We start from the raw sequence: 23,091 nt of genomic DNA, 5'->3' as shown, positions 1-23,091 counted from the left end.
CGGAGCTGATATTATCATGGCTTTTGATGAGTGTACACCGTATCCATGTGATTATAAATACGCTAAGAGATCGATGCATATGACGCATCGTTGGTTGAATAGATGTATGACGCATTTAGAAAAACTGCCATTTAAGTATGGATATTCTCAAACTTTTTTTCCTATCGTACAAGGAAGTACGTATAAAGATTTAAGAAAACAATCTGCTGAATTTATTGCAGGTGTTGGAGCAGAAGGGAATGCTATTGGTGGTTTGTCAGTTGGAGAGCCCGCTGAAGAAATGTATGCAATGACTGATGTTGTGTGTAGCGTATTGCCAGAGGACAAACCAAGATACTTAATGGGAGTAGGAACACCGATTAATATTTTAGAAAATATAGCTCTAGGGGTGGATATGTTTGATTGTGTAATGCCTACAAGAAATGCTAGAAATGGTATGTTGTTTACAGCTCATGGGAGCATTAATATAAAGAACAAGAAATGGGAGGATGATTTTTCTCCTATTGATTCTATGGGGATTACGTATGTAGATACCTATTATTCTAAAGCTTATTTACGTCACTTGTTCGCTTCTAATGAGATGTTAGGAAAACAAATTGCTACGATACACAACCTTGGTTTTTATTTATGGTTGACGCGTGAAGCTAGAAAACATATTCTTGCAGGAGATTTTGCAGAGTGGAAAAATAAAATGGTAAGACAAATGGATAACCGTTTGTAATTCTTATATATTTACCTTTCAATTTTTTAACTTGAGAATATTAGATAAATACATATTAAAAAAGTACTTAGGGTCTTTTTTCTTTACCTTGTTTATTCTGATACCCATTGCAATTGCAATTGATGTGTCAGAGAAAATTGATAAATTTTTACGTCATACAAATTTATCTATAGGTGAGATTATTGAAGATTATTATGTGAATTTTATTATTTACTATGCCAATACTTTTATGCCATTGGCGCTCTTTATTTCAGTAATATTTTTCACTTCTAAACTGTCTAATAATACGGAGATTATTGCAATCAATAGTGCGAGTATTTCTTTTACAAGATTTTTAAAGCCTTATTTTATTGGAGCTACTCTTGTGGTGGTTTATGCCTTGTTTATGAATCATTATGTGGTTCCGAATAGTAATGAGACCCTAACCAAATTTGATAAAAAATATTTCGCAAACCGAAATAATGTCAAAGAAAATTATGTGAAAGAATTTAGCATGCGTCTTGGTAAAGGAAGGTATATCTATATTCAGAATTTTGGTATACGTACCAATAGGGGGTATGATTTTTCCTATGAGGAATATGACGGCTTGAAAATGAAATATCGTTTGACTGCCAACGAAATTACCTGGTCTAAAAAGGACAGTACATTTAGTCTAAAGAATTTTACAAAAAGGAAAAGATTCAATGATGTTGATAGTATCGAAGTGGGAAGAAAATTTGACACTATTTTCGATTTTTCTCCAAAAGATCTCCTATATGTAGATTATTTGTCCAAGGAAATGACTTCATCCGAATTGAAGAGTTTTATTGCAAAATCTCAAGATAGGGGAGTTAAAAATTTGAATGCTTACTATGTAGAACTTTATAAGAGAACAACATTACCAATATCTTCTTATATAATGACATTGCTTGCTGTTTGTTTGTCTTTCCGTAAAAAACGTGGGGGTATGGGAATCAATATGGCGGTAGGAATTGGGTTGATGTTTATCTATGTTTTCTTTATGAAAGTAGCAGAAGTTTTAGGAGCTGTGGCAGGGAGTAATACCATCCTGCTTATTTGGATGCCTAACATAGCATTTGGTTCCTTAGCATTTTACTTGTATTTAAAATCAAAAAAATAAAAAATATGATTTTGATACTTTCATTAAGTTAGTATCTTTGTCATCTTATAACAATAACAATATGGAATATTTAGACTTTGAATTACCAATTAAGGAACTTGAAGAACAATTGGATAAATGCCAAGTGATCGGAGAGGAAAGCGCTGTTGATGTTTCTGAAACATGTAAGAAATTAACAGAAAAGTTAGAGGTAACTAAAAAAGAAATATATAAAAACCTATCGCCTTGGCAAAGAGTTCAGTTGTCAAGACATCCTAACAGACCTTATACTTTAGATTACGTAAAAGCCTTGGCGGGAGATACTTTTATGGAATTACATGGCGATAGAAGTGTAAAGGATGATAAAGCTATTATTGGTGGATTGGGTAAAATAGGAGATCAGTCTTTTATGTTTATCGGACAACAAAAAGGGTATAATACCAAAACACGTCAGTATAGAAATTTTGGGATGGCCAATCCTGAAGGATATAGAAAAGCTTTGCGTTTGATGCGTATGGCGGAAAAATTTGATATTCCTGTACTTACTTTTGTAGATACTCCTGGAGCTTATCCTGGATTAGAGGCGGAAGAAAGAGGACAAGGGGAAGCAATTGCACGTAATATTTTTGAAATGTGTGTATTAAAAGTGCCTATCATCACTGTTATTATTGGTGAAGGAGCTTCTGGTGGTGCCTTAGGAATAGGTGTTGGAGATAGAGTAATGATGATGGAAAACTCTTGGTATTCTGTAATCTCTCCAGAAAACTGTTCTACAATATTATGGAGAAGTTGGGATTATAAAATTGAAGCTGCTTCTGCATTGAAACTTACTTCAAAAGATATGTCTAACTTGAATCTAGTAGACGGTGTGATCAGAGAACCTGTTGGTGGTGCACATTTTAATAGAGAAGAAACTTTTGAGACAGTGAAGAAAACTGTGATGGAAGAATTAGCTGCTATTAAAGAACTATCAGTAGATAAAATGATAGAATCTCGTATTGCGAAATATGAAAACATGGGAGTTTACAAAGAATAGTAACCCTCAAAAGATATCAAAAACCATCTATTTATAGATGGTTTTTTTATACGTAAATATGTCAGAAAAAGAACATTCACATTTTATTATTCACAAGCCGTTTGGTTGTATTTCACAATTTGTAAATAATAGAACAAGGAAAAAACAGGTGTTGGGAGATTTGTATGAATTTCCTGAAGGAACTATGGCAATAGGTAGATTGGATGTCAAATCAGAAGGATTGTTGTTGCTTACAACTGACGGAAAGTTAAGTCATACCATTTGCAGTAGTAAAGTGGAAAAGGAATATTACGTACAGGTTGATGGTGAGATCGATTCCGATGCTTTAGAAAAGCTGAATAAAGGTGTGGAAATTGGTATAAAAGGAGAAAAATATCTAACCAAACCAAGTATTTGTTGCAAATTAGAGGGAGCTCCTAATTTTGCTGATAGAACTACAAAAATTAGAGACGCACGTCATGGTCCGACATCTTGGATTTCTGTACGTATCAGAGAGGGGAAGTTTAGGCAAGTTAGAAAAATGACCTCTGCAGTCGGATTTCCGACATTGAGATTGGTGCGTGTAAGAGTAGGTGACATTCAGTTAGGAGAATTAGAGCCTGGTGGTGTTATTGCTGTAAAAGAATTGAAATACTAATGATGAGATCAAACTAAAATAATGATGAAAAAAGTTGTTTATACGATACTACTTTCGATGCTATTGTTGGCTTGTGAAAAAGAAGAGAAAAATGATGATAAAAGACCTAATGTCTTGTTTATTCTTGTGGATGATTTTGGTGTAAATGATACAAGCTTCTCTGGAAGTAAGTTTTACGAAACACCTCATATTGATAGCTTAGCGGCTCAAAGTACAGTGTTTACACAAGGTTATGCAAATTGTAGGGTGTGCAGTCCTTCAAGAGCAAGCATTATGACCGGACAATCAACTGCAAGGCATGGTGTTACAGATTGGATTGGGGCAAAGTCAGGGAAACAATGGAGAGATTTAAAACGCCATGATAAATTGTTGCCGGCTGCGTATAAAAAAGAATTACCGTCAAAAAACATTGTGCTTCCCGAGGCATTTCAAAATGAGGGATACACGACTTTTTTTGCTGGGAAATGGCATTTAGGAGGTGAGGGTTCTTTACCCGAAAATCATGGTTTTGATCTAAATAAAGGTGGCTATCATAAAGGAAGTCCGGCGGGTGGGTATTTTTCTCCATTTAAGAACCCCAAGCTAAAAGACAAGGTGAAGGGAGAGAACCTTTCTATGAGGTTGGCTGAGGAAACTGTAAGTTTTATAAAAGAGCATCAAAAAGAACCATTTTTTGCTTTTTTGTCTTTTTATGCGGTGCATGGTCCTATCCAAACAACCAAAGAAAATAGATTGAAATATAGAAATAAGGCTATTGAACTTGGTTTGGCAGATGAGGGGTATGAAATGGAGCGTGTTTTACCAGTTCGTGTAACTCAAGATAATCCTATTTACGCAGGACTGGTTGAGTCCATGGACGCTGCAGTTGGGAAAGTGCTACAATTGTTGAAAGAATTAGGTTTGGAGGACAATACCATTGTTGTGTTTACTTCCGATAATGGAGGTGTTGCTTCGGGAGATGCTTTTTCTACATCTAATTTACCATTAAGAGGTGGAAAAGGTTATCAGTGGGAAGGTGGAATCCGAGAACCATACTTAGTCAAAGTACCTTGGATCGCAAATCCGATTCAAACAATTGATGCCCCTGTTACTGGTGCTGATTTGTATCCTACTTTGTTGGATTTAACGGGTTTGAAATTGTTGCCTAGTGAGCATAGAGATGGTATGAGTTTGAAACCTTTGTTGGATGGAAAACAACTTAAGGAAAGACCTTTGTATTGGCATTATCCCCACTATGGAAATCAAGGTGGTGAGCCTTCTTCAATAATAAGACTTGGGAAATGGAAATTGATTCATTATTATGAAGATAGTAGAAACGAATTATATGATTTAGAAAATGATATAAATGAACGCAACGATTTGTCGGTGCAATTAAAAGATAGAACAGGTATTATGCATACTTTATTAAAGAGTTATTTGAGAGAGGTTGATGCTAAATATCCTGCAGTAGATAGTACTTACAGCAAAGGGATGGCTGATAAATTAAGAGCCTCAAAAAAAACTCAGTACAAGGTGATTTTAGAAAAATATCGTAAAAAAATGCTGAAGGAAAATTTTGAACCAAACAAAGATTGGTGGGGGAGTCAGTTAACAAAAGATTAAATCTTTTTTCGGATAAAAAAAAGCCACAATTGCATGTCTTTTTTTTAATTAAATTAATTATATTTGCCGAGTAAAATTATAACAAATGAATACAATTAAACTACATCATCATCATTCTAAATCTTGTGATCAAACGAGCTAGGAATGTTATGTAGTTTATAAACATATTTTCAAAAAACCCGTTTGAGTAACTCAAATGGGTTTTTTTAGTAAAAATCGAATCATTTACAGTTGCTTAAACACAATTAAAAATCAAAATGACAAAATTAAAAATCGCCATTCAGAAATCAGGAAGACTTAACCAAGAATCGTTAGGTTTATTAAAAAATTGTGGAATTTCTATTGATAATGGAAAAGATCAGTTGAAAGCTTCGGCACGTAATTTCCCTGTAGAGGTATTGTATTTAAGAAATGGTGACATTCCTCAGTACTTGAGAGATGGTGTTGTTGATGTTGCAATCTTAGGAGAAAATACTTTGGTTGAAAAGGGGGAAGACCTGGAGATTATTGAACGTTTAGGTTTCTCTAAATGTCGTGTTTCTTTAGCTGTTCCAAAGGAGGCTGAGTTTAAGGGTCTGCAAGATTTAGATGGGAAAAGAATAGCAACTTCTTACCCTAACACCGTAAAGAAATTTTTTGTAGAAAATGGTATTACTGCAGATTTACATATCATTAATGGGTCTGTAGAAATTGCTCCAAATATTGGATTGGCGGATGCCATTTGTGATATTGTTTCAAGTGGAAGTACTTTGTTTAAAAATGGACTGAAAGAAGTTGTAAAAATGTCTGTAAGTGAAGCGGTGTTAACTGCTGCTCCAGGTCTGTCTGCTGAAAAACAAGAAATATTAGATACGATTCAGTTCCGTATTCAATCTGTTTTAAGAGGTCAGAATTCGAAGTATATTTTGTTGAATGCTCCGAATGAGAAAATTGATTCTATCTTAGAATTATTACCAGGAATGAGAAGTCCTACAGTGTTGCCGTTGGCTCAAGAAGGATGGAGTTCTATTCACACAGTAGTGGAAGGAAAAACAAAATTTTGGGATATCATTGACGAATTAAAAAAGCGTGGTGCTGAAGGAATTTTAGTTGTTCCTATCGAGAAAATGGTATTGTAATAATAAATACAAAGTAACGTGTTTAGTTGATTTTCTAAATACCTGTTACTGGATTCATAATACGGATTGACATGAATATTATTGAAAGCCCATCTAGAGATACTTGGAAAACTTTAACAGAACGTCCTGCGAAAGAAGCAAGTGATCTTGGGAAAATTATATCTGAAGTTTTTGACAAGGTGCAAGCCGATGGAGATAAAGCTTTGAAAGAATATACCTTAAAGTTTGACAAAGCAAACTTAAGAAGTTTGAAAGTTTCTGAAGAGGAGATCAACCAAGGTGTTGCTTTGGTTTCAGAGGAATTGAAGGAGGCTATAGCTTTGGCAAAACAGAACATAAAGATTTTTCATGCTTCTCAATTTATTTCTAAAAAAGTTGTAAAAACAACGGAAGGAGTTGAGTGTTGGCAAGAAATGAGACCAATTGAAAAAGTTGGATTGTATATTCCTGGTGGAACGGCTCCTTTGTTCTCAACAATTTTAATGTTGGGGATTCCTGCAAAATTAGCGGGATGTAAAGAGATTGTATTATGTACACCTCCAGATGAAAAAGGGAAGATAAATCCTGCTATTTTGTATGCAGCCAAGTTGGTTGGAGTTACAGATATCTTTAAATTAGGTGGAGTGCAAGCCATTGCTGCCATGACTTTAGGAACAGAGTCTGTGCCTAACGTATATAAAATCTTTGGACCAGGGAATCAATTTGTGACAGGAGCAAAACAATTTGCTTTGACAAAAGGTATTGCTATTGACATGCCTGCTGGACCTTCTGAATTGATGGTAGTTGCCGATCAGTTGGCGTCTCCGGCTTTTGTGGCTTCCGATTTATTATCACAAGCAGAACATGGTCATGATAGTCAAGTAATTTGTGTCTCAAATTCAATTGAAAGTTTAGAAGCTATTCAAGAAGAAGTGGCAGCGCAATTGTCTGTGTTGCCTAGAAAAGAGATGGCACAAAGTGCCATTGATAACTCTCAGTTTGTTTTGATTCCAAGTTTGGTAGATCAAATTGACTTTATCAATGAATATGCACCAGAGCATTTGATTTTAAATGTCCAAAATGAAGATTTATATTTAGATAGAATCGTAAATTCTGGATCTGTTTTTATAGGTCCTTATACACCAGAAAGTGCTGGGGATTATGCTTCTGGAACCAACCATACTTTACCAACAAATGCATACGCACGTATGTATAGTGGTGTAAATATGGATGCTTTTACCAAAAAAATCACGTTCCAGAAATTGTCAAAAGATGGAATTAAAAATATCGGGAAGGCGATTGAATTAATGGCGGAGGCCGAAGGTTTGCAAGCACATAAAAATGCTGTAACCCTTCGATTAGAAGCTTTAGAAAACGAAGCGTAAAAGAAATGAAATTTGATTTAAATAAAATAGTAAGAGAAAACATAGCAAAGTTGAAAGCTTATTCATCTGCACGAGATGAATTTGAAGAAGCAACTGCGAATATGGTTTTTTTGGATGCTAATGAAAATCCATTTCAAAACGGCGTAAATCGTTACCCAGATCCTAAGCAACAGAATGTAAAAGAATTGCTTTCTGAACTGAAAGGGATTCCTACAGATCAAATTTTATTAGGGAATGGAAGTGATGAAGTGTTGGATCTTATTTTTAGAGCATTTTGTGAGCCTAAAGAGGATAATGTGATTTTTTTACCTCCGACTTATGGAATGTATGGGGTTTTAGCAGCGTTGAATAACATAGAAACTAACGAAGTTTTGCTGTCAGAGGATTTTGATATTCGTGTTAAGGAAACTTTAAAGAGTGTTACGGATGCATCAAAGATTATCTTTTTGTGTTCTCCGAATAATCCTTCAGGAAATGCTTTTTCCGAAGAAAAGATAAAAGCCATTGTTGAAGGTTTTCAAGGATTGGTAGTAATTGATGAAGCTTATATAGATTTTTCTGGATCGGAGAGTTGGTTGGAGAAATTAACGCAATATCCGAATTTGATTATTACTCAGACTTTGTCTAAAGCTTTTGGTATGGCAGGTATTCGTTTAGGTGTTTGCTATGCGTCAGAAGAAATTATAGAAGTTTTGAATAGAATCAAACCTCCCTATAATGTGAACGAATTGACACAACAAAGAGCCAAAGAACGTTTGTTGAAATTTGACGAAGTACAGGATGAGATAGCTAGGATCTTACAAGAAAGATCTAGTTTAGAAAAAAATTTGGAGAACATAGATTATGTCTCTAAAATTTATCCTTCCGATGCAAATTTTGTGCTTGTAAAAGTGGATGACGCGAACAAACGTTACGATCAATTGATAGAAAAGGGAATTGTAATTCGAAATAGAACAACTCAAGCTTTATGTGAAAATACCTTGCGTTTGACGGTTGGGACTAGTGAAGAGAATGAGAAATTGATTGAAGCATTAAAAGAAATAGAATAGTATAAAGTAATTAGTACAGTATCTTGAAAAAATACCATCTACTAATTACCAATTACCAAATACAATAAGAATGAAAAAAGTTTTATTTATAGATAGAGACGGAACCTTGTGTATTGAGCCGCCTGTAGATTACCAATTAGATAGTTTAGAAAAGTTAGAATTTTATCCGAAGGTATTTCAATATATGGGGAAAATTGCAGCTGAACTAGATTATGAGTTGGTAATGGTAACCAATCAGGATGGGTTGGGAACGGATTCTTTTCCTGAAAATACCTTTTGGCCAGCTCAAAATAAAGTAATTCAAGCTTTTGAGAATGAAGGAGTCGTTTTTTCTGACATTGCTATAGACAAAACTTTTCCTCATGAAAATGCACCTACACGTAAACCTAGAACTGGATTGCTGACAAAATATATCAATTCTGAGGAGTATGATTTAGAAAATTCATTTGTGCTCGGAGATCGAATTACAGATATGGAATTGGCGAAGAATTTAGGGGCTAAGGGAATTTACTTATCCGAAAACCCTGAGTTAGGTGCTGATGAAATTGAATCTGATCAAAAAGAAATTCAAGATTGTATTGCTTTGACAAGTACTGATTGGAAAACTATTTATGAGTTTTTGAAGTTAAGTGATCGTACAGCAGATATTACAAGAAATACCAATGAAACAAAAATTTACATCAAATTAAATTTAGATGGTTCCGGTAAAAATGATATTTCTACGGGTGTAAAATTTTTCGATCACATGTTAGATCAAATTGGTCGTCATGGGGCGATGGATTTAACTGTAAAAGTTGATGGTGATTTAGAAGTTGATGAGCACCATACTATTGAGGATACCATGATCGCTTTGGGTGAATTGTTCAGCAAAGCACTTGGAAATAAATTAGGAATTGAACGTTATGGTTTCTGTTTGCCTATGGATGATTGTTTGGCTCAAGCTGCAGTAGATTTTGGAGGGAGACCTTGGATTGAGTGGGATGCAGAGTTCAAACGCGAAATGATTGGAGATATGCCAACGGAAATGTTTTTCCATTTGTTCAAGTCATTTACGGATGGGGCTAAGTGTAATCTAAACATCAAAGCAGAAGGAGTGAATGAGCATCATAAAATTGAAGGAATTTTCAAAGCTTTTGCAAAAGCTATGAAGATGGCTGTAAAAAGAGATGCCAATAAAATGTTTTTACCATCTACGAAAGGGATGTTATAATTAGTATCAAATATCTAGATAAAAGAATCAAGACTTGTATCCAGATACTTGATACCTGATACTAAATTAAATGAAAATAGTAATTATAAATTACGGAGCAGGAAATATTCAATCCATTAAATTTGCAGTGCAACGTTTAGGTCATGAAGCTATTTTGAGTCATGATGCTGAAGAAATAAAAGCTGCAGATAAAGTTATTTTCCCAGGAGTAGGAGAAGCAAGTAGTGCGATGAAGATGTTGAAAGAAACAGGATTGGATAAGATAATTCCAAACTTAAAACAACCTGTTTTAGGAATCTGTTTAGGCATGCAATTGATGTGTCACTCTAGCGAGGAAGGTAATACCAAGGGCTTGAGTATATTTGATGTAGATGTGCATAGATTTACGAATGAGGTGAAGGTTCCACAGATAGGGTGGAATCAAATAGCTGAATTGAAGAGTGATTTGTTTGAAGGAATTAAAGAAGAAGAATTTATTTATTTAGTGCACAGTTTTTATGCTCCAATTTGCAAAGAAACTATCGCAACTACGAATTACGGATTGAAATATTCAACAGCTTTACAGAAAGATAATTTTTATGGGACGCAATTTCACCCAGAAAAAAGCAGTAAGGCAGGAACACAAATATTGAAGAATTTTTTGAACCTTTAGGTTCTGAATCAAGTAGCAGGTATCGAGTATCAGGATTTGATTTCGTATTGCTACATATTTTATGAATAAGAAGTATCGAGTACCTGATACTAAACACGAAATAAAAAATGAGATTAATACCAGCAATTGATATTATAGATGGACAATGCGTAAGGTTATCCAAAGGAGATTACAGCACGAAAAAAGTGTATAATGAAAACCCATTGGAAATAGCAAAACAATATGAAGCTCATGGTATAGAACATCTGCATTTGGTGGATTTGGACGGTGCAAAAGCGAGTCATATTGTCAACCATAAAGTATTGGAAGAAATAGCCACAAAAACAAGTTTAAAAATTGATTTTGGAGGTGGTTTAAAAACGGATGATGATTTGAGAATTGCTTTTGAATCAGGTGCAGGTCAAATTACTGGTGGAAGTATAGCCGTAAAGAAACCAGAAGTATTTCAAAATTGGTTGTCAAAATTTGGCGCAAATAAAATTATTTTAGGTGCCGATGCAAACAATGAGAAAATTGCGATCAGTGGTTGGTTGGAAGAATCAGATAAAGAATTGATTCCATTTGTAGCTGATTACATGAAAAATGGTGTTTCTTATGTGATTTGTACGGATATTGCTAAAGATGGGATGTTACAAGGACCTTCATTTGATTTGTACAAAAAAATGTTAGAACAGCTTCCTGGAGTAAAACTAATTGCTAGTGGAGGGATTTCTACCTTTGAAGAATTGCCAAAATTGGCAGAGCTAGGTTGTGAAGGAACCATTATTGGAAAGGCTATTTATGAAAATAAAATTAGCTTGAAACAATTAGAGAATTATATAATAGAAAATTAGCTATTAGCCATAAGGACCTAGCATTTTGCTAAAGTCCCAAGGCCAATTGCCAAAAGCTGAATACGATGTTAACAAAGAGAATAGTTCCATGTTTAGATATTAAAAATGGACGTACTGTAAAAGGAGTAAATTTTGTCGATTTAAGAGATGCAGGAGATCCTGTGGAATTGGCTAAAATTTATGCAGATACGGGGGCGGATGAATTGGTGTTTTTGGATATTTCTGCTACTGAAGAAAAAAGAAGAACGCTTTTAGATTTAGTGATGCGTGTTGCTGCTGCTGTAGATATTCCATTTACCGTCGGTGGTGGTATATCGTCTGTTGAAGATATTGACAATTTATTACATGCCGGAGCAGATAAAGTGTCTATAAACTCATCTGCTGTAAAAAATCCACAGTTGATCAATGATGCATCCGCTAAGTTTGGATCTCAGTGTATTACTGTTGCGATTGATGCCAAACAAATTGATGGTGAATGGTATGTTCATTTAGTTGGTGGAAAAGTTCCTACAGACATTAATTTATTTGAGTGGGCACAGGAAGTTGAAGAAAGAGGAGCGGGTGAAATTTTATTCACTTCAATGGATCATGATGGTGTAAAGACTGGTTTCGCAAATGAAGCACTAGAGATATTATCAGAAATGTTGAATATTCCAATTATTGCTTCAGGAGGAGCAGGAAATATGCAACATTTTGCAGATACATTTATAAAAGGAAAATCAGATGCAGCCTTAGCGGCAAGTGTTTTTCATTTTAAGGAAATAGATATTCAAGATTTAAAAAAGGAATTGCGTTCTCAAGGAATTGCGGTTAGATTATAAAAATTACATCTGCAACATAACAAAGGATAAAGTTATATTTGCAGCATTAAAACAAATAGTATGGAAATAGATTTTTCTAAAGACAATGGATTAGTTCCTGCAATCGTTCAAGATGCAACAACAATGAATGTATTGATGTTGGGATATATGAATCAAGAGGCATTTGATAAAACGATGGAAACAGGAAAAGTTACTTTTTTCAGTAGAAGCAAAAACCGTTTGTGGACCAAAGGAGAAGAGAGTGGGAATTTTCTTGAATTGGTAAGTATCAAAAATGACTGTGATAATGATACTTTATTGGTAAAAGTGAATCCAGTGGGGCCAACTTGTCATACTGGTACGGATACCTGTTGGAAAGAAGAAAACAAACAGAATTATGGTTTCTTTTCTACCTTAGAAGATGTGATTACGGAAAGAGTTGCCAATAAGGATACTAAAAAATCTTATGTAGCAAGTTTGTTCTCAAAAGGAATTAACAAAGTGGCTCAGAAAGTAGGAGAGGAAGCTGTAGAGACAGTTATTGAGGCGATGGATAATAATGATGAGTTATTCTTATATGAGTCGGCAGATCTATTATTTCACTATTTGATGCTGTTACAAGCAAAAGGATTTACCTTAAAGGATATTGAGAATGAATTGAAAGGAAGACATAAATAGATTCTTTTTAACTCGAGATTAGAAAATAAAAAATCCCATAATCATTGATAGTGGGATTTTTTATTTTCTATAGTTCAACCTAACTATTACAGACCTAATTCAGTAAAAATAGATCTTAGATTAGGATCTGATGGTCTTGGAGCATTCGCCTCAACAATCTTTCCTTCTGGGTCAATTAAGATAAACCTTGGAATTCCGGATATTTGATAAGAGTTAGCAAAAGATTGATCCGTACCTGCAAACAACTGAACACCTCCCATATTCTTGTCAGCAATCATTTGTTTCCATGCATTTTTGGCATTTGGTTTGTCAATAGAAATACTAACAAATTCTATGTTTTTTCCGTGGTATTTTTCTTCTAGTGATTGCAAAAATGGAATTTGTTGCTTGCAAGGTCCACACCAAGTTGCCCAAACATCGATATATACATATTTCCCTTTAAAATCATCTAAAGAATTTGTTCCTCCTTTGTAGTTCTCATAATTATTGAATTTAGGAGAATCGCTACCTTTTGCTGTATTTTTTAATAAATTATGCTGTTCTGCATAATTGTCAGTCAAAGTTGTATACAGTTGCTCGTTATTTTCTTTTTCAGCGGTAGCAAAAGCAGGATCTAAATCATTGTATTTTACTAACAGTTGATCGAAAGTAGATTTAGCTTCAGCTAATTTTGCATTAAAATCTTCTTGTTCTAAGCTAAAGTATTCTGGAATATTCATGAATTTACTTCCAGTTTCTAATTTTTCTTTGATATAATTAGTGTTTTGAGCACCTTTTCCGTCAAATTTAAAATCGTCCCCTGCAATAGTTAACTCTATGTCAAAACCGTTTTGGATATAAGAGAAAGTTCTATTTTGTCCTACAGTGATTCCGTAAAAATTTTCTTCATAAGAAGCTAGATCTGCAACTTTTTTAAGATGAAGAGTGTCTTTAAAATGACCTTTTTCATCAATGCTAATCTGTTTATTATAGTTTTGATTCTCTATAATTAATGTTTTTTCAGGGCTGTTTATTACAGTTCCAGAGATAGTCAGATAATCTTTTTTTTCATTAGAGCATGAAAATAAAACGATAGATGCTAAGACTAATACTATTTTTTTCATTTTAGATTGTTTTATTGAATTTCAAATATACAATTTATAGACGAGGTCAAATCTTAAAATTTACAGACTTTAACATAATATTAGGTTGGGGTAGAAATAAAAAAAAAGCCCTTGTGTAAACAAGGGCTTTTTGATATGCTTATGAATAATCCTAAGCTAACATTGTAACAGGATTCTCAATATATTGCTTTACTGTGTTCATGAAAGCAGCACCTACGGCACCGTCAATCGTTCTGTGATCACAAGCTAAAGTTAAATTCATGATGTTTCCAACAACAATAGCACCGTCTTTCACAACTGGCTTTTGTTTGATCCCTCCAACAGATAAAATAGCAGAGTTTGGTTGGTTGATGATTGATGTAAAGTTATCAACACCAAACATACCAAGATTAGAAACCGTAAAAGTTGAACCAGACATTTCTGCTGGAGTCAATTTTTTTGTTTTTGCTTTAATGGCTAAGTCTTTTACTTCAGCACCAATTTGAGTCAAGCTCTTAGTATCTGTAAAAGGAATTACAGGTACAACCAATCCATCTTCAATAGCAACTGCAACACCTATACTAATGTGGTTGTTGTAGATTGTTTGCTCATCAGTCCACTGAGTGTTGATCTGAGGATGTGATTTCAATGCCATAGCACAAGCTTTCACAACTAAATCGTTGAAAGAAACTTTTGTATCAGGTAGGCTGTTGATCTCTTTACGAGAAGCAATAGCGTTGTCCATGTTAATATCCATACCGATTGTAAAGTTTACAGCGGTAGTTTGAGAGTTGTCTAAAGCTCTTACAATTGCTTTACGCATTTGAGAGTTTTTAACTTCTGTTTGACTAACTTCTCCAACAGGAGCGGCAGCGACAGATGAAGCAGCTGGTGCTTCAGAGATAACAACATCCGTAAAGTTCTCGATATCAGTTTTAACGATACGTCCTCCTTCTCCAGTACCAACAACTTTCGCAAGGTTGATTCCTTTTTCTTCTGCTAAAGCTTTTGCTAAAGGAGAAGCAACAATTCTTCCATTTTCAGATTTGATGTTGCTAACAGTTCTTGTAGCACTTGCCGTAGAACCTGTAGCTTGTTTAGGAGCGACTGGAGCAGCTTTTTCTGCTGGTGCAGGAGTTGCAGCAGCTTCAGCCTTTGGCTCTTCAGCAGCTGGCTCGTTTGAACCACCTCCAATTTGGAAGGAAGAAACAACACCAGAAACATCAGTTCCAGCATCCCCGATAACAGCTAACAAACTATCAACAGGTGCAGTTTGTCCTTCTTCAAGACCGATATATAATAAAGTACCTTCGTTAAAAGATTCAAACTCCATAGTAGCCTTGTCAGTTTCAATTTCAGCAAGGATATCTCCTTCAGAAACTTCATCACCAACTTTTTTAAGCCAAGTTGCAACAGTTCCATCCGTCATTGTATCACTTAAACGAGGCATGGTAACAACTGTAATTCCTTCAGGAATGGCAGCTGCAGCAGGAGCAGCAACTTCAGCCTTTGGCTCTTCAGCAGCAGGAGCCTCCGTTGCAGGTTCTGCATCAGCAGCAGGAGCAGCGGCAGCATCTCCAGAAAGTAAAGCAGAGAAATCTTCTCCTTCATCACCAATAATTGCTAATAAACTGTCTACAGGAGCAGTTTCACCTTCTTGTAATCCGATATGTAATAAGTAACCTTCGTTAAAAGATTCAAATTCCATAGTTGCTTTGTCAGTTTCAATTTCAGCAAGGATATCTCCTTCTTCAATTTTATCACCCACAGCTTTCAACCATTTAGCAACGACACCTTCTGTCATTGTATCACTTAAACGGGGCATTGTTATTATCTGTGCCATATTTCTTTAATTGTATATTATAAATTTTGAACTATTAATTAGTGAAGCCTAAAATAACAAGTTCTAAATTAGTTTTCTTTATTTGCTGGTTGAATGAATGGATAGTTTTCTTGTTCGTAAACTACATCATATAATTGAGATACTTCTGGATACGGAGACTCTTCAGCGAATTTCTCACATTCAGATACTTTGACTTTTACGTCTTTTTCTACTTGTTTGATTTCATCAGCAGTCAAATAATCATTTTCTTTAATGATATCTAAAACTTGTGTGATTGGATCAATTTTTTTGTACTCAGCAACTTCATCTTTTGTACGATAGTGTTGCGCATCAGACATTGAGTGTCCTCTATATCTGTATGTTTTCATTTCTAAGAATGTTGGTCCATCACCTCTACGAGCTCTTTCCATTGCTTCGTCCATTGCTTCTGCAACCTTGATAGGGTTCATGGCATCAACAGGACCAGATGGCATTTCGTAACCTAATCCTAATTTCCAAATATCTTCATGGTTTGCTGTTCTTTCAACAGAAGTTCCCATTGCGTATCCATTGTTCTCAACAATAAAAACTACAGGTAATTTCCATAACATAGCCATGTTAAATGTTTCATGCAATGATCCCTGACGTGCAGCTCCATCACCAAAACAACAAATTGTTACTGCACCAGTGTTATGGTATTTATCTCCAAATGCCATTCCAGCACCTAAAGGTATTTGTCCACCAACAATACCGTGACCACCGTAAAATCCTTTTTCTTTAGAAAAGATATGCATCGATCCTCCCATTCCATGAGAAGTACCTGTTACTTTTCCATATAATTCAGCCATTACTCTCTTAGGATCCACACCCATACCAATAGGTTGTACGTGGTTTCTATAAGCCGTAATCATTTTATCCTTTGAAAGGTCCATCACGTGTAAAGCTCCAGCTAAAATAGCTTCTTGACCGTTGTATAAATGTAAGAAACCTCTTACTTTTTGTTGGATGTATACTGCAGCTAACTTGTCTTCAAATTTTCTCCAGAACAACATGTCCTTGTACCAATTGATGTATGTTTCTTTTGTAATTTCTTTCATGATGAATTTTAATGATTATTCAAAGTATGACCGCAAAAATAACATATTACTGTATCATATTGAAGTATTCTAAGTACTTTTTTTACTGTTGAACATCATAACTTTGAATATGGCAATTTTTGATAGTTAAAAACTAAAAAGCCAAACATTTTAGTTTGGCTTTTTTGCAATTTTACAATTTGTAAACTGTTTTTTAACAGAATTAAGAATGTGGGTATCGTAATTTTATTCTGTTTTTTGAAAGATTTTTATGAATTATCTAACAAACTAGAAAAAACGTTGCTACATATAGTCTTCAATTGGCGTACAAGAGCAAATTAAATTACGATCTCCAAAGGCGTCATCAACACGTCTTACAGAAGGCCAGAATTTATTATCGGCAATGGACTCCATTGGAAATGCAGCTTGTTTTCTTGAATAATTAAACTTCCATGCATCATCAGTTAACATCTGTTGCGTATGCGGTGCATTTTTCAAAATGGAATCTTCATCATGTTTCTCCGTAGATTCAATTTCCTTTTTGATACTTAATAATGCCGCAATAAAATTGTCTAGCTCAGCTTTAGATTCACTTTCTGTGGGTTCAATCATTAAGGTACCAGGAACCGGGAAAGAAACCGTCGGTGCATGATAACCGTAATCCATTAAACGTTTTGCGATATCTACAACTTCAATACCTTTTTCTTTAAAAGCTCTAAAGTCAACAATCATCTCATGCGCACAGAATCCATTTTCACCCGTGTATAGAATATCATAAGAGTCTTCTAGGTTTTTCTTAATGTAGTTGGCATTAAGTATTGCATTTTCAGTAGCAGCTTTTAAACCATTTGCTCCAAGCATTTTAATATATCCATAGGAAATTAGTAATACTAAGGAAGATCCCCAAGGAGCAGAAGATACAGATGTGATTGGTGAGTCGCCTCCTGTTGGAATGATCGGATTAGAAGGTAGGTAAGGAGCTAAATGCTCGACAACACATATCGGACCTACTCCAGGACCACCACCACCATGAGGGATAGCAAATGTTTTATGCAGATTCAAGTGACATACATCTGCACCAATAGTTGCAGGGTTAGTCAGTCCGACTTGTGCATTCATATTGGCACCATCCATATAAACTTGACCACCATTCTCATGAATCAATTTTGTAATCTCCTTTATGCCACTTTCAAATACCCCATGTGTAGATGGATAGGTAACCATTAAAGCAGATAAATTGTCTTTATATAAAAGGGCTTTTTCTTTTAAATCTTCAAAATCAATGTTTCCTTCTGCTGTTGCCTTTGTTACGACTACCTTCATACCTGCCATAACAGCAGAAGCGGGGTTTGTACCGTGAGCAGAAGATGGGATCAAACAGATATTTCTATGGTGATCACCTCTTGCTTCGTGATAGGCTTTTATTACAAGGAGTCCGGCATATTCACCTTGTGCACCTGAGTTTGGCTGAAGCGAGGTAGCATGGAAACCAGTAATTTCATTCAGATCACTTTCAAGCTGTCTAAAAACTTCTTGGTATCCTGCTGCTTGTACGATAGGAACAAAAGGGTGAATGTTCGCCCAGTTAGCCCAACTTAATGGAAACATTTCTGAAGCTGCATTCAACTTCATTGTGCATGAACCTAAGGAAATCATCGAATGATTTAAAGATAAATCCTTTCTTTCCAGTTTTTTAATATAACGCATCATTTCTGTTTCTGAATGATAGCTGTTAAATACAGGGTTTTGCATAAACTCAGATGTTCTTGAAAGATTCTGAGGTATTGTTATTTGAGGGTTGATAGTAGTAACTTCCGTGAAAGTTTTGTCTTCTGATTTTGCAATGATTTTTACAATTTCATTTACATCAGACAATGTAGTAGTCTCGTTTAATGAGATACTCACGGTGTTTTTATTTGTATAATAAAAGTTTACATTCAACAATTCAGCATTTTCTTTGATGCTTTTTGTTTCTTTTACTTCAACGTTTAAAGTGTCAAAGAAAGTTTTGTTGATTTGTAAGATACCAAGCTTTGTGAGTTCATCATGCAATGTATAAGTCAATTGATGAACTGTGTTGGCAATGTACTTCAATCCATTAGGACCATGGTAAACACTATACATACCTGCCATAACAGCTAATAAAACTTGAGCGGTACATATGTTAGAAGTGGCTTTCTCTCTTTTTATATGTTGCTCTCTAGTTTGCAAAGCCATTCGTAAGGCGCGATTTCCATTGGCATCTTTTGTAACCCCAATAATACGTCCAGGAATATTTCTTTTATAGGCTTGTTTCGTAGCAAAGAAGGCTGCATGCGGGCCTCCATATCCCATTGGTATTCCAAATCGTTGTGTTGTTCCAACAACAACATCAGCTCCCCATTCTCCTGGGGGAGTTAATATGGATAAACTCAATAGATCGGCAGCAACTGCTACACGAACCTCTTTTTCGTTGGCGGATTTTGTGAAATTAGAATAATCTAAAACTTGTCCGTTTTTACCAGGGTATTGTACTAATGCTCCAAAAAATCCCTCTGTAAATTCAATAGTTTCATAATCTCCAAAGATCAAATCGATATGCAAGGGAGTGGCTCTTGTTTTTAAAATATCGATGGTCTGTGGCAAAACGTTATCGGATACAAAGAACTGTATAGAGTTGTTCTTTTTCTGTGCTCTGGAGCGTGTGTTATACAACATAATCATCGCTTCGGCAGCAGCCGTTCCTTCATCTAGTAAAGATGCATTTGCCAATTCCATTCCTGTCAATTCAGAAACCATGGTCTGGTAATTTAATAAGGCTTCAAGTCTACCTTGAGCTATTTCTGCCTGGTAAGGAGTATATGCCGTATACCAACCTGGATTTTCTAAAATATTTCTTTGAATGACTCCTGGGGTTATGGTTGGATGATATCCTAAACCAATATAATTCTTGAATAATTTATTTTTGATAGATAAATCATGAATATGAGCCAAATATTCATGTTCACTCATGGCTTGGTCTAAATTTAAGCCTTTTGGAATAAAAATATCTGAAGGAATTGTTTTTTTTATCAATTCATCCATTGATTTTACTCCAATGGTTGTTAGCATTTCTTGAACATTTGTTCCCCTTGGACCAACGTGTCTCGCAACAAAAGAATCTGTTTTCATTCGTGTTTTATCTGAATTATTATATCAAAATTGAGCTGCAAAAATAAATATAATTTAAAGTATCTAGTGAATAAAGGTTTTTAATTTGTTAACGAAAAGAATAGGGTTATGAACAAAAGTTAGTTTACTCTCATGTTTAGAGGTTTTTAAAGAAGGTTTTTGTTCTTTTTTTTATAAACATTTATTATTTTCGCAGAGTGTTGATTTTAATCAAGCAAAAAATTTGTAAATAATTTCATGAATAAGCTTCTGTCCCCCACTAATAATAGGTTGAATTCATTCAGTGTTTTAGGTTTTCTTTTATTAACAGTTTTTATGTTTTTAGATTATGAATCCTACGCTCAGGCATCCATACCAGGATCCACTAGAGGAGACGGAATTTGTGGTCAATGTGCTCCTGATGGATGGACAATTACTACTGGTACACCAGATGTTTCGAACAAAACAACTACAGGTGGTGGTGCTCCGGGTAATAACTTAGGGCATACTGCCACTTGGGATCCGGAGGATGGCGGAACGGAATTGGATCTTCCACCTACAGGACATACAACTTGGATAACTTTGAGGGATGTTGGTACGCAGTATGATCAGGAGTCGGTTTCAACTACAATTACTGGTTTAGTTGAAGGGAAGTTATACAAGCTTAGTATGTATACTATGACTAGTATCAGTAATAACGATGGAAATGGTGGAAATTATTATGCTGGTGTAATTGAGGATGCTTTTGAATATGAGGTTGAGGGTTATCCTATACAACCGTTACCTGTATTGAAAAGAGATGTGTGGTCAAAAACTACGTTTGTTTTTATATATCAGAATAAAGTAGGTACAACAATGGGAGAAGCAGAGTTTACGCTGCTGCCTGGAGATAATTCAACTTTTGCACCTGGTGCAAATGCTCAGTTGTTACAGTGTGTAAATATTTCTATAGCAAACGGTATCGAAGCTCTAGAAATATTAGATACTGATGGTGATGGTTATGATGACAATGATGATATTGACGATGATAATGATGGGATTTTAGATTCTGATGAAATCACAGACCCTAATGGAAATTGGACGGACCCAAGTGGAGATTCAGATTTAGATGGTGTTCCAAATTATTTAGATAGATATCCTTTTACTGATATTACGGATGATGAAAACGAGGTTCAAGCTAATATTCTTGCAGATTCAAATGGAGATGGAGTGCCGGATGTGTATGATTTTGATGAGGATGGTATCCCTAATCATTTGGATTTAGATTCTGATAATGATGGTGTTTTGGATAACGTAGAAGCCCAAGCAGTTCCTCAATCGAATGTTTCTTTTATCTATCCAACAGGAAGTATTAATTCTAACGGTTTGTATGTTGTGTTTGAAGACGGAAATGACACGACCTCTAGTGTTACAGGATACAATACTGATGGTAACTTAAATGATGGTCCAGATTTTTTAGATATTGACGCGGACGATGACGGTATACCTGATAATATCGAAGCTCAGTCCACATTAGGATATATAGCACCAACAGGAAATGTAGGGGATAATGGTGTTGACTCGGTTTATGAAAACGCGGATACTTTTTCACCATCAGGTATTTCATTGATAAATACAGATAGTGGTATTGATGATGTTCCAGATTATCGTGATTCAGATTCAGACAATGATGGAGTCAATGATATTTTTGAAAATGGAGATGTTTCAAATACATTAAGCGGTTCTGATACTGATGGAGATGGACTAGATGATAATTTTGATTCAGACAATACAAATTTCGATCCCAATGATGATAATGATACTCCTTCAGCATCTTTGGGAGATTCTGACTCAGACGTAAATACAAATGGAGATGTAGATTATAGAGATGGAGTAGAAGGACTAGATACTGATGGTGATATGATTCCTGACTTAGAAGATATTGATGATGATAATGACGGAATTCTGGATGTTGTAGAAACAGAAGCCTGTAGTGTTGGTAACTTAAATTATGAATACTATGGTTCAGCACCTGATGGAAGTACTGTTGACAATATACCATATAGTAATTCTGATGATACTGGAACTGTAGGTGATTTTCTTGTTACTGATTTGGATACGTCCAATTCAGGGAATGGTGATAGGTTTTCCATACGCTATACTGGTTTTCTTCAAATAGATACAGAAGAACAATATACATTTGATTTGAATTCTGATGATGGTTCAAAAATGTATATAGATGGTATATTGGTGGCAGAGTATGACGGATTGCATGCAGCTTCTAGTAACGGAACTTCATATCCAATTGATTTAACGGTAGGGCTCCATCCAATTACGATAGTGTTTTTTGAATTGACAGGACAAGATTCTATGATTGTGAGTTATACGAGTAATTCGGTAGGAAATGCGATTCCTATTCCATTTTCAAAACTGTATGCTGTATGTGATAAGGATACTGATGGAGATGGTGTTGTGGATAGGTTTGATATTGATTCAGATAATGACGGGATATTGGATAATAGAGAAGCACAGACTACCGATGGTTATGTGGCATTATCAGGTTTAGATATTGATAACGACGGTTTGGATGATGCATTTGATGATAATGTATCTAGTAGATTTGGATCAAATGGTATAACCGTAGCTGAGTTAATTAATACTGATGGAGGATTAACCAATTCAGATTTGATACCCGATTATTTAGATATTGATTCTGACAACGATGGAATTCCAGACAATATTGAAGCTCAAAGTACACATACTTATGTGGGGCCAAACTCAATTCCTGGTGTTAACGGGTTGGACAGTGCATATGATTTTACTGACTCTTATAGTTCAGTAGGTTTGTCAACCACATTAGTGAATACAGATGGAGATGCGGAACCAGATTATAGAGATATAGATTCTGACGGAGACGGCACCAATGATGACGTTGAAGGAAGAACAGGTTCTCCAATTTGGATTGGAACTGATAGTGATACAGATGGGTTAGATGATGGCTTTGACAATATTAACACATCAGGAAGTGGAATATTTGATGTTAATGATGATATATCTGATCCTGTTTTATCAGGTTTAATTGATGACGATTCAGATGTTAGTTCTGGAGGGGATGTAGACTATAGGGATAACTTAGCAGGACAGGATACTGATGGTGATGGAATTATTGATAGTATAGATATTGATGATGATAATGATGGTATT

At 35.2% G+C, this 23,091-nt stretch carries 18 protein-coding genes; 14 read left to right on the top strand and 4 right to left on the bottom strand.

Features of this window, described 5'->3' with window-relative positions:
- From P8H68_RS14075 to hisIE, 13 genes are all read left to right on the top strand, one after another.
- Positions 1-721 (top strand): tRNA guanosine(34) transglycosylase Tgt (locus tag P8H68_RS14075; protein WP_300326581.1); only part of this gene is annotated, 721 nt, incomplete at its 5' end.
- A 31-nt stretch (positions 722-752) separates the two neighbouring features.
- Complete coding sequence (locus P8H68_RS14070) at positions 753-1,841, top strand: LptF/LptG family permease (RefSeq protein ID WP_300326578.1); 1,089 nt, start codon at positions 753-755, stop codon at positions 1,839-1,841.
- A 61-nt stretch (positions 1,842-1,902) separates the two neighbouring features.
- Positions 1,903-2,856, top strand: coding sequence for an acetyl-CoA carboxylase carboxyltransferase subunit alpha (locus P8H68_RS14065; protein ID WP_300326575.1), 954 nt, complete (start codon positions 1,903-1,905; stop codon positions 2,854-2,856).
- A gap of 58 nt (positions 2,857-2,914) precedes the next feature.
- Positions 2,915-3,493 (top strand): pseudouridine synthase, encoded by a 579-nt coding sequence (locus P8H68_RS14060; protein ID WP_300326572.1) that lies wholly within the window; start codon positions 2,915-2,917, stop codon positions 3,491-3,493.
- A 21-nt stretch (positions 3,494-3,514) separates the two neighbouring features.
- Complete coding sequence (locus P8H68_RS14055) at positions 3,515-5,095, top strand: sulfatase (protein WP_300326569.1); 1,581 nt, start codon at positions 3,515-3,517, stop codon at positions 5,093-5,095.
- 257 nt (positions 5,096-5,352) lie between these two features.
- A complete protein-coding gene (gene hisG / locus P8H68_RS14050; RefSeq protein WP_300326566.1) occupies positions 5,353-6,213 on the top strand; it encodes an ATP phosphoribosyltransferase in 861 nt (286 codons plus the stop codon).
- Between the two features lie 71 nt (positions 6,214-6,284).
- Entirely contained in the window at positions 6,285-7,577 is a 1,293-nt protein-coding gene (hisD, locus tag P8H68_RS14045) for a histidinol dehydrogenase (RefSeq protein WP_300326563.1), read from the top strand.
- A gap of 5 nt (positions 7,578-7,582) precedes the next feature.
- A complete protein-coding gene (gene hisC / locus P8H68_RS14040) occupies positions 7,583-8,626 on the top strand; it encodes a histidinol-phosphate transaminase (protein WP_300326560.1) in 1,044 nt (347 codons plus the stop codon).
- Between the two features lie 70 nt (positions 8,627-8,696).
- Positions 8,697-9,836, top strand: coding sequence for a bifunctional histidinol-phosphatase/imidazoleglycerol-phosphate dehydratase HisB (hisB, locus tag P8H68_RS14035; RefSeq protein ID WP_300326557.1), 1,140 nt, complete (start codon positions 8,697-8,699; stop codon positions 9,834-9,836).
- A 70-nt stretch (positions 9,837-9,906) separates the two neighbouring features.
- On the top strand, positions 9,907-10,488 hold the full coding sequence (gene hisH / locus P8H68_RS14030; protein ID WP_300326555.1) for an imidazole glycerol phosphate synthase subunit HisH: 582 nt from the start codon (positions 9,907-9,909) through the stop codon (positions 10,486-10,488).
- Positions 10,489-10,595: 107 nt separating this feature from the next.
- Entirely contained in the window at positions 10,596-11,321 is a 726-nt protein-coding gene (gene hisA / locus P8H68_RS14025; protein ID WP_300326552.1) for a 1-(5-phosphoribosyl)-5-[(5-phosphoribosylamino)methylideneamino]imidazole-4-carboxamide isomerase, read from the top strand.
- 65 nt (positions 11,322-11,386) lie between these two features.
- Positions 11,387-12,142 (top strand): imidazole glycerol phosphate synthase subunit HisF, encoded by a 756-nt coding sequence (gene hisF, locus P8H68_RS14020; protein WP_300326549.1) that lies wholly within the window; start codon positions 11,387-11,389, stop codon positions 12,140-12,142.
- Positions 12,143-12,202: 60 nt separating this feature from the next.
- Positions 12,203-12,799 (top strand): bifunctional phosphoribosyl-AMP cyclohydrolase/phosphoribosyl-ATP diphosphatase HisIE, encoded by a 597-nt coding sequence (gene hisIE, locus P8H68_RS14015; RefSeq protein ID WP_300326546.1) that lies wholly within the window; start codon positions 12,203-12,205, stop codon positions 12,797-12,799.
- Between the two features lie 86 nt (positions 12,800-12,885).
- On the opposite strand, the gene P8H68_RS14010 is transcribed toward hisIE, so the two are convergent.
- From P8H68_RS14010 to gcvP, 4 genes are all read right to left on the bottom strand, one after another.
- Positions 12,886-13,902, bottom strand: a complete 1,017-nt coding sequence (locus P8H68_RS14010) for a TlpA disulfide reductase family protein (RefSeq protein WP_300326543.1) — start codon at positions 13,900-13,902, stop codon at positions 12,886-12,888.
- A 151-nt stretch (positions 13,903-14,053) separates the two neighbouring features.
- The gene (locus tag P8H68_RS14005) at positions 14,054-15,724 is read right to left on the bottom strand and encodes a 2-oxo acid dehydrogenase subunit E2 (protein WP_300326540.1); all 1,671 of its coding nucleotides are present in this window, start codon (positions 15,722-15,724) and stop codon (positions 14,054-14,056) included.
- Positions 15,725-15,792: 68 nt separating this feature from the next.
- Entirely contained in the window at positions 15,793-16,800 is a 1,008-nt protein-coding gene (pdhA, locus tag P8H68_RS14000) for a pyruvate dehydrogenase (acetyl-transferring) E1 component subunit alpha (protein ID WP_300326538.1), read from the bottom strand.
- Between the two features lie 282 nt (positions 16,801-17,082).
- Positions 17,083-19,929: an aminomethyl-transferring glycine dehydrogenase gene (gene gcvP / locus P8H68_RS13995; protein ID WP_300326535.1), complete on the bottom strand. Its 2,847-nt coding sequence runs from the start codon at positions 19,927-19,929 to the stop codon at positions 17,083-17,085.
- A 315-nt stretch (positions 19,930-20,244) separates the two neighbouring features.
- On the opposite strand from gcvP, the gene P8H68_RS13990 reads away from it, so the two are divergent.
- Positions 20,245-23,091 (top strand): PA14 domain-containing protein (locus tag P8H68_RS13990; protein ID WP_300326533.1); only part of this gene is annotated, 2,847 nt, incomplete at its 3' end.

It is taken from the genome of Flavicella sp., from assembly GCF_029238425.1.
Taxonomy (GTDB): domain Bacteria; phylum Bacteroidota; class Bacteroidia; order Flavobacteriales; family Flavobacteriaceae; genus Flavicella.
This window is presented reverse-complemented; position numbering and strand designations above follow the sequence as displayed.

What these genes read in the sequence shown, in the direction of transcription:
- P8H68_RS14065 (WP_300326575.1), top strand. Translation starts at nt 1,903, where the DNA reads ATGGAATATTTAGACTTTGAATTACCAATTAAGGAACTTGAAGAACAA.
- P8H68_RS14060 (WP_300326572.1), top strand. Translation starts at nt 2,915, where the DNA reads ATGTCAGAAAAAGAACATTCACATTTTATTATTCACAAGCCGTTTGGT.
- P8H68_RS14055 (WP_300326569.1), top strand. Translation starts at nt 3,515, where the DNA reads ATGATGAAAAAAGTTGTTTATACGATACTACTTTCGATGCTATTGTTG.
- hisG (WP_300326566.1), top strand. Translation starts at nt 5,353, where the DNA reads ATGACAAAATTAAAAATCGCCATTCAGAAATCAGGAAGACTTAACCAA.
- hisD (WP_300326563.1), top strand. Translation starts at nt 6,285, where the DNA reads ATGAATATTATTGAAAGCCCATCTAGAGATACTTGGAAAACTTTAACA.
- hisC (WP_300326560.1), top strand. Translation starts at nt 7,583, where the DNA reads ATGAAATTTGATTTAAATAAAATAGTAAGAGAAAACATAGCAAAGTTG.
- hisB (WP_300326557.1), top strand. Translation starts at nt 8,697, where the DNA reads ATGAAAAAAGTTTTATTTATAGATAGAGACGGAACCTTGTGTATTGAG.
- hisH (WP_300326555.1), top strand. Translation starts at nt 9,907, where the DNA reads ATGAAAATAGTAATTATAAATTACGGAGCAGGAAATATTCAATCCATT.
- hisA (WP_300326552.1), top strand. Translation starts at nt 10,596, where the DNA reads ATGAGATTAATACCAGCAATTGATATTATAGATGGACAATGCGTAAGG.
- hisF (WP_300326549.1), top strand. Translation starts at nt 11,387, where the DNA reads ATGTTAACAAAGAGAATAGTTCCATGTTTAGATATTAAAAATGGACGT.
- hisIE (WP_300326546.1), top strand. Translation starts at nt 12,203, where the DNA reads ATGGAAATAGATTTTTCTAAAGACAATGGATTAGTTCCTGCAATCGTT.
- P8H68_RS14010 (WP_300326543.1), bottom strand. Translation starts at nt 13,902, where the DNA reads ATGAAAAAAATAGTATTAGTCTTAGCATCTATCGTTTTATTTTCATGC.
- P8H68_RS14005 (WP_300326540.1), bottom strand. Translation starts at nt 15,724, where the DNA reads ATGGCACAGATAATAACAATGCCCCGTTTAAGTGATACAATGACAGAA.
- pdhA (WP_300326538.1), bottom strand. Translation starts at nt 16,800, where the DNA reads ATGAAAGAAATTACAAAAGAAACATACATCAATTGGTACAAGGACATG.
- gcvP (WP_300326535.1), bottom strand. Translation starts at nt 19,929, where the DNA reads ATGAAAACAGATTCTTTTGTTGCGAGACACGTTGGTCCAAGGGGAACA.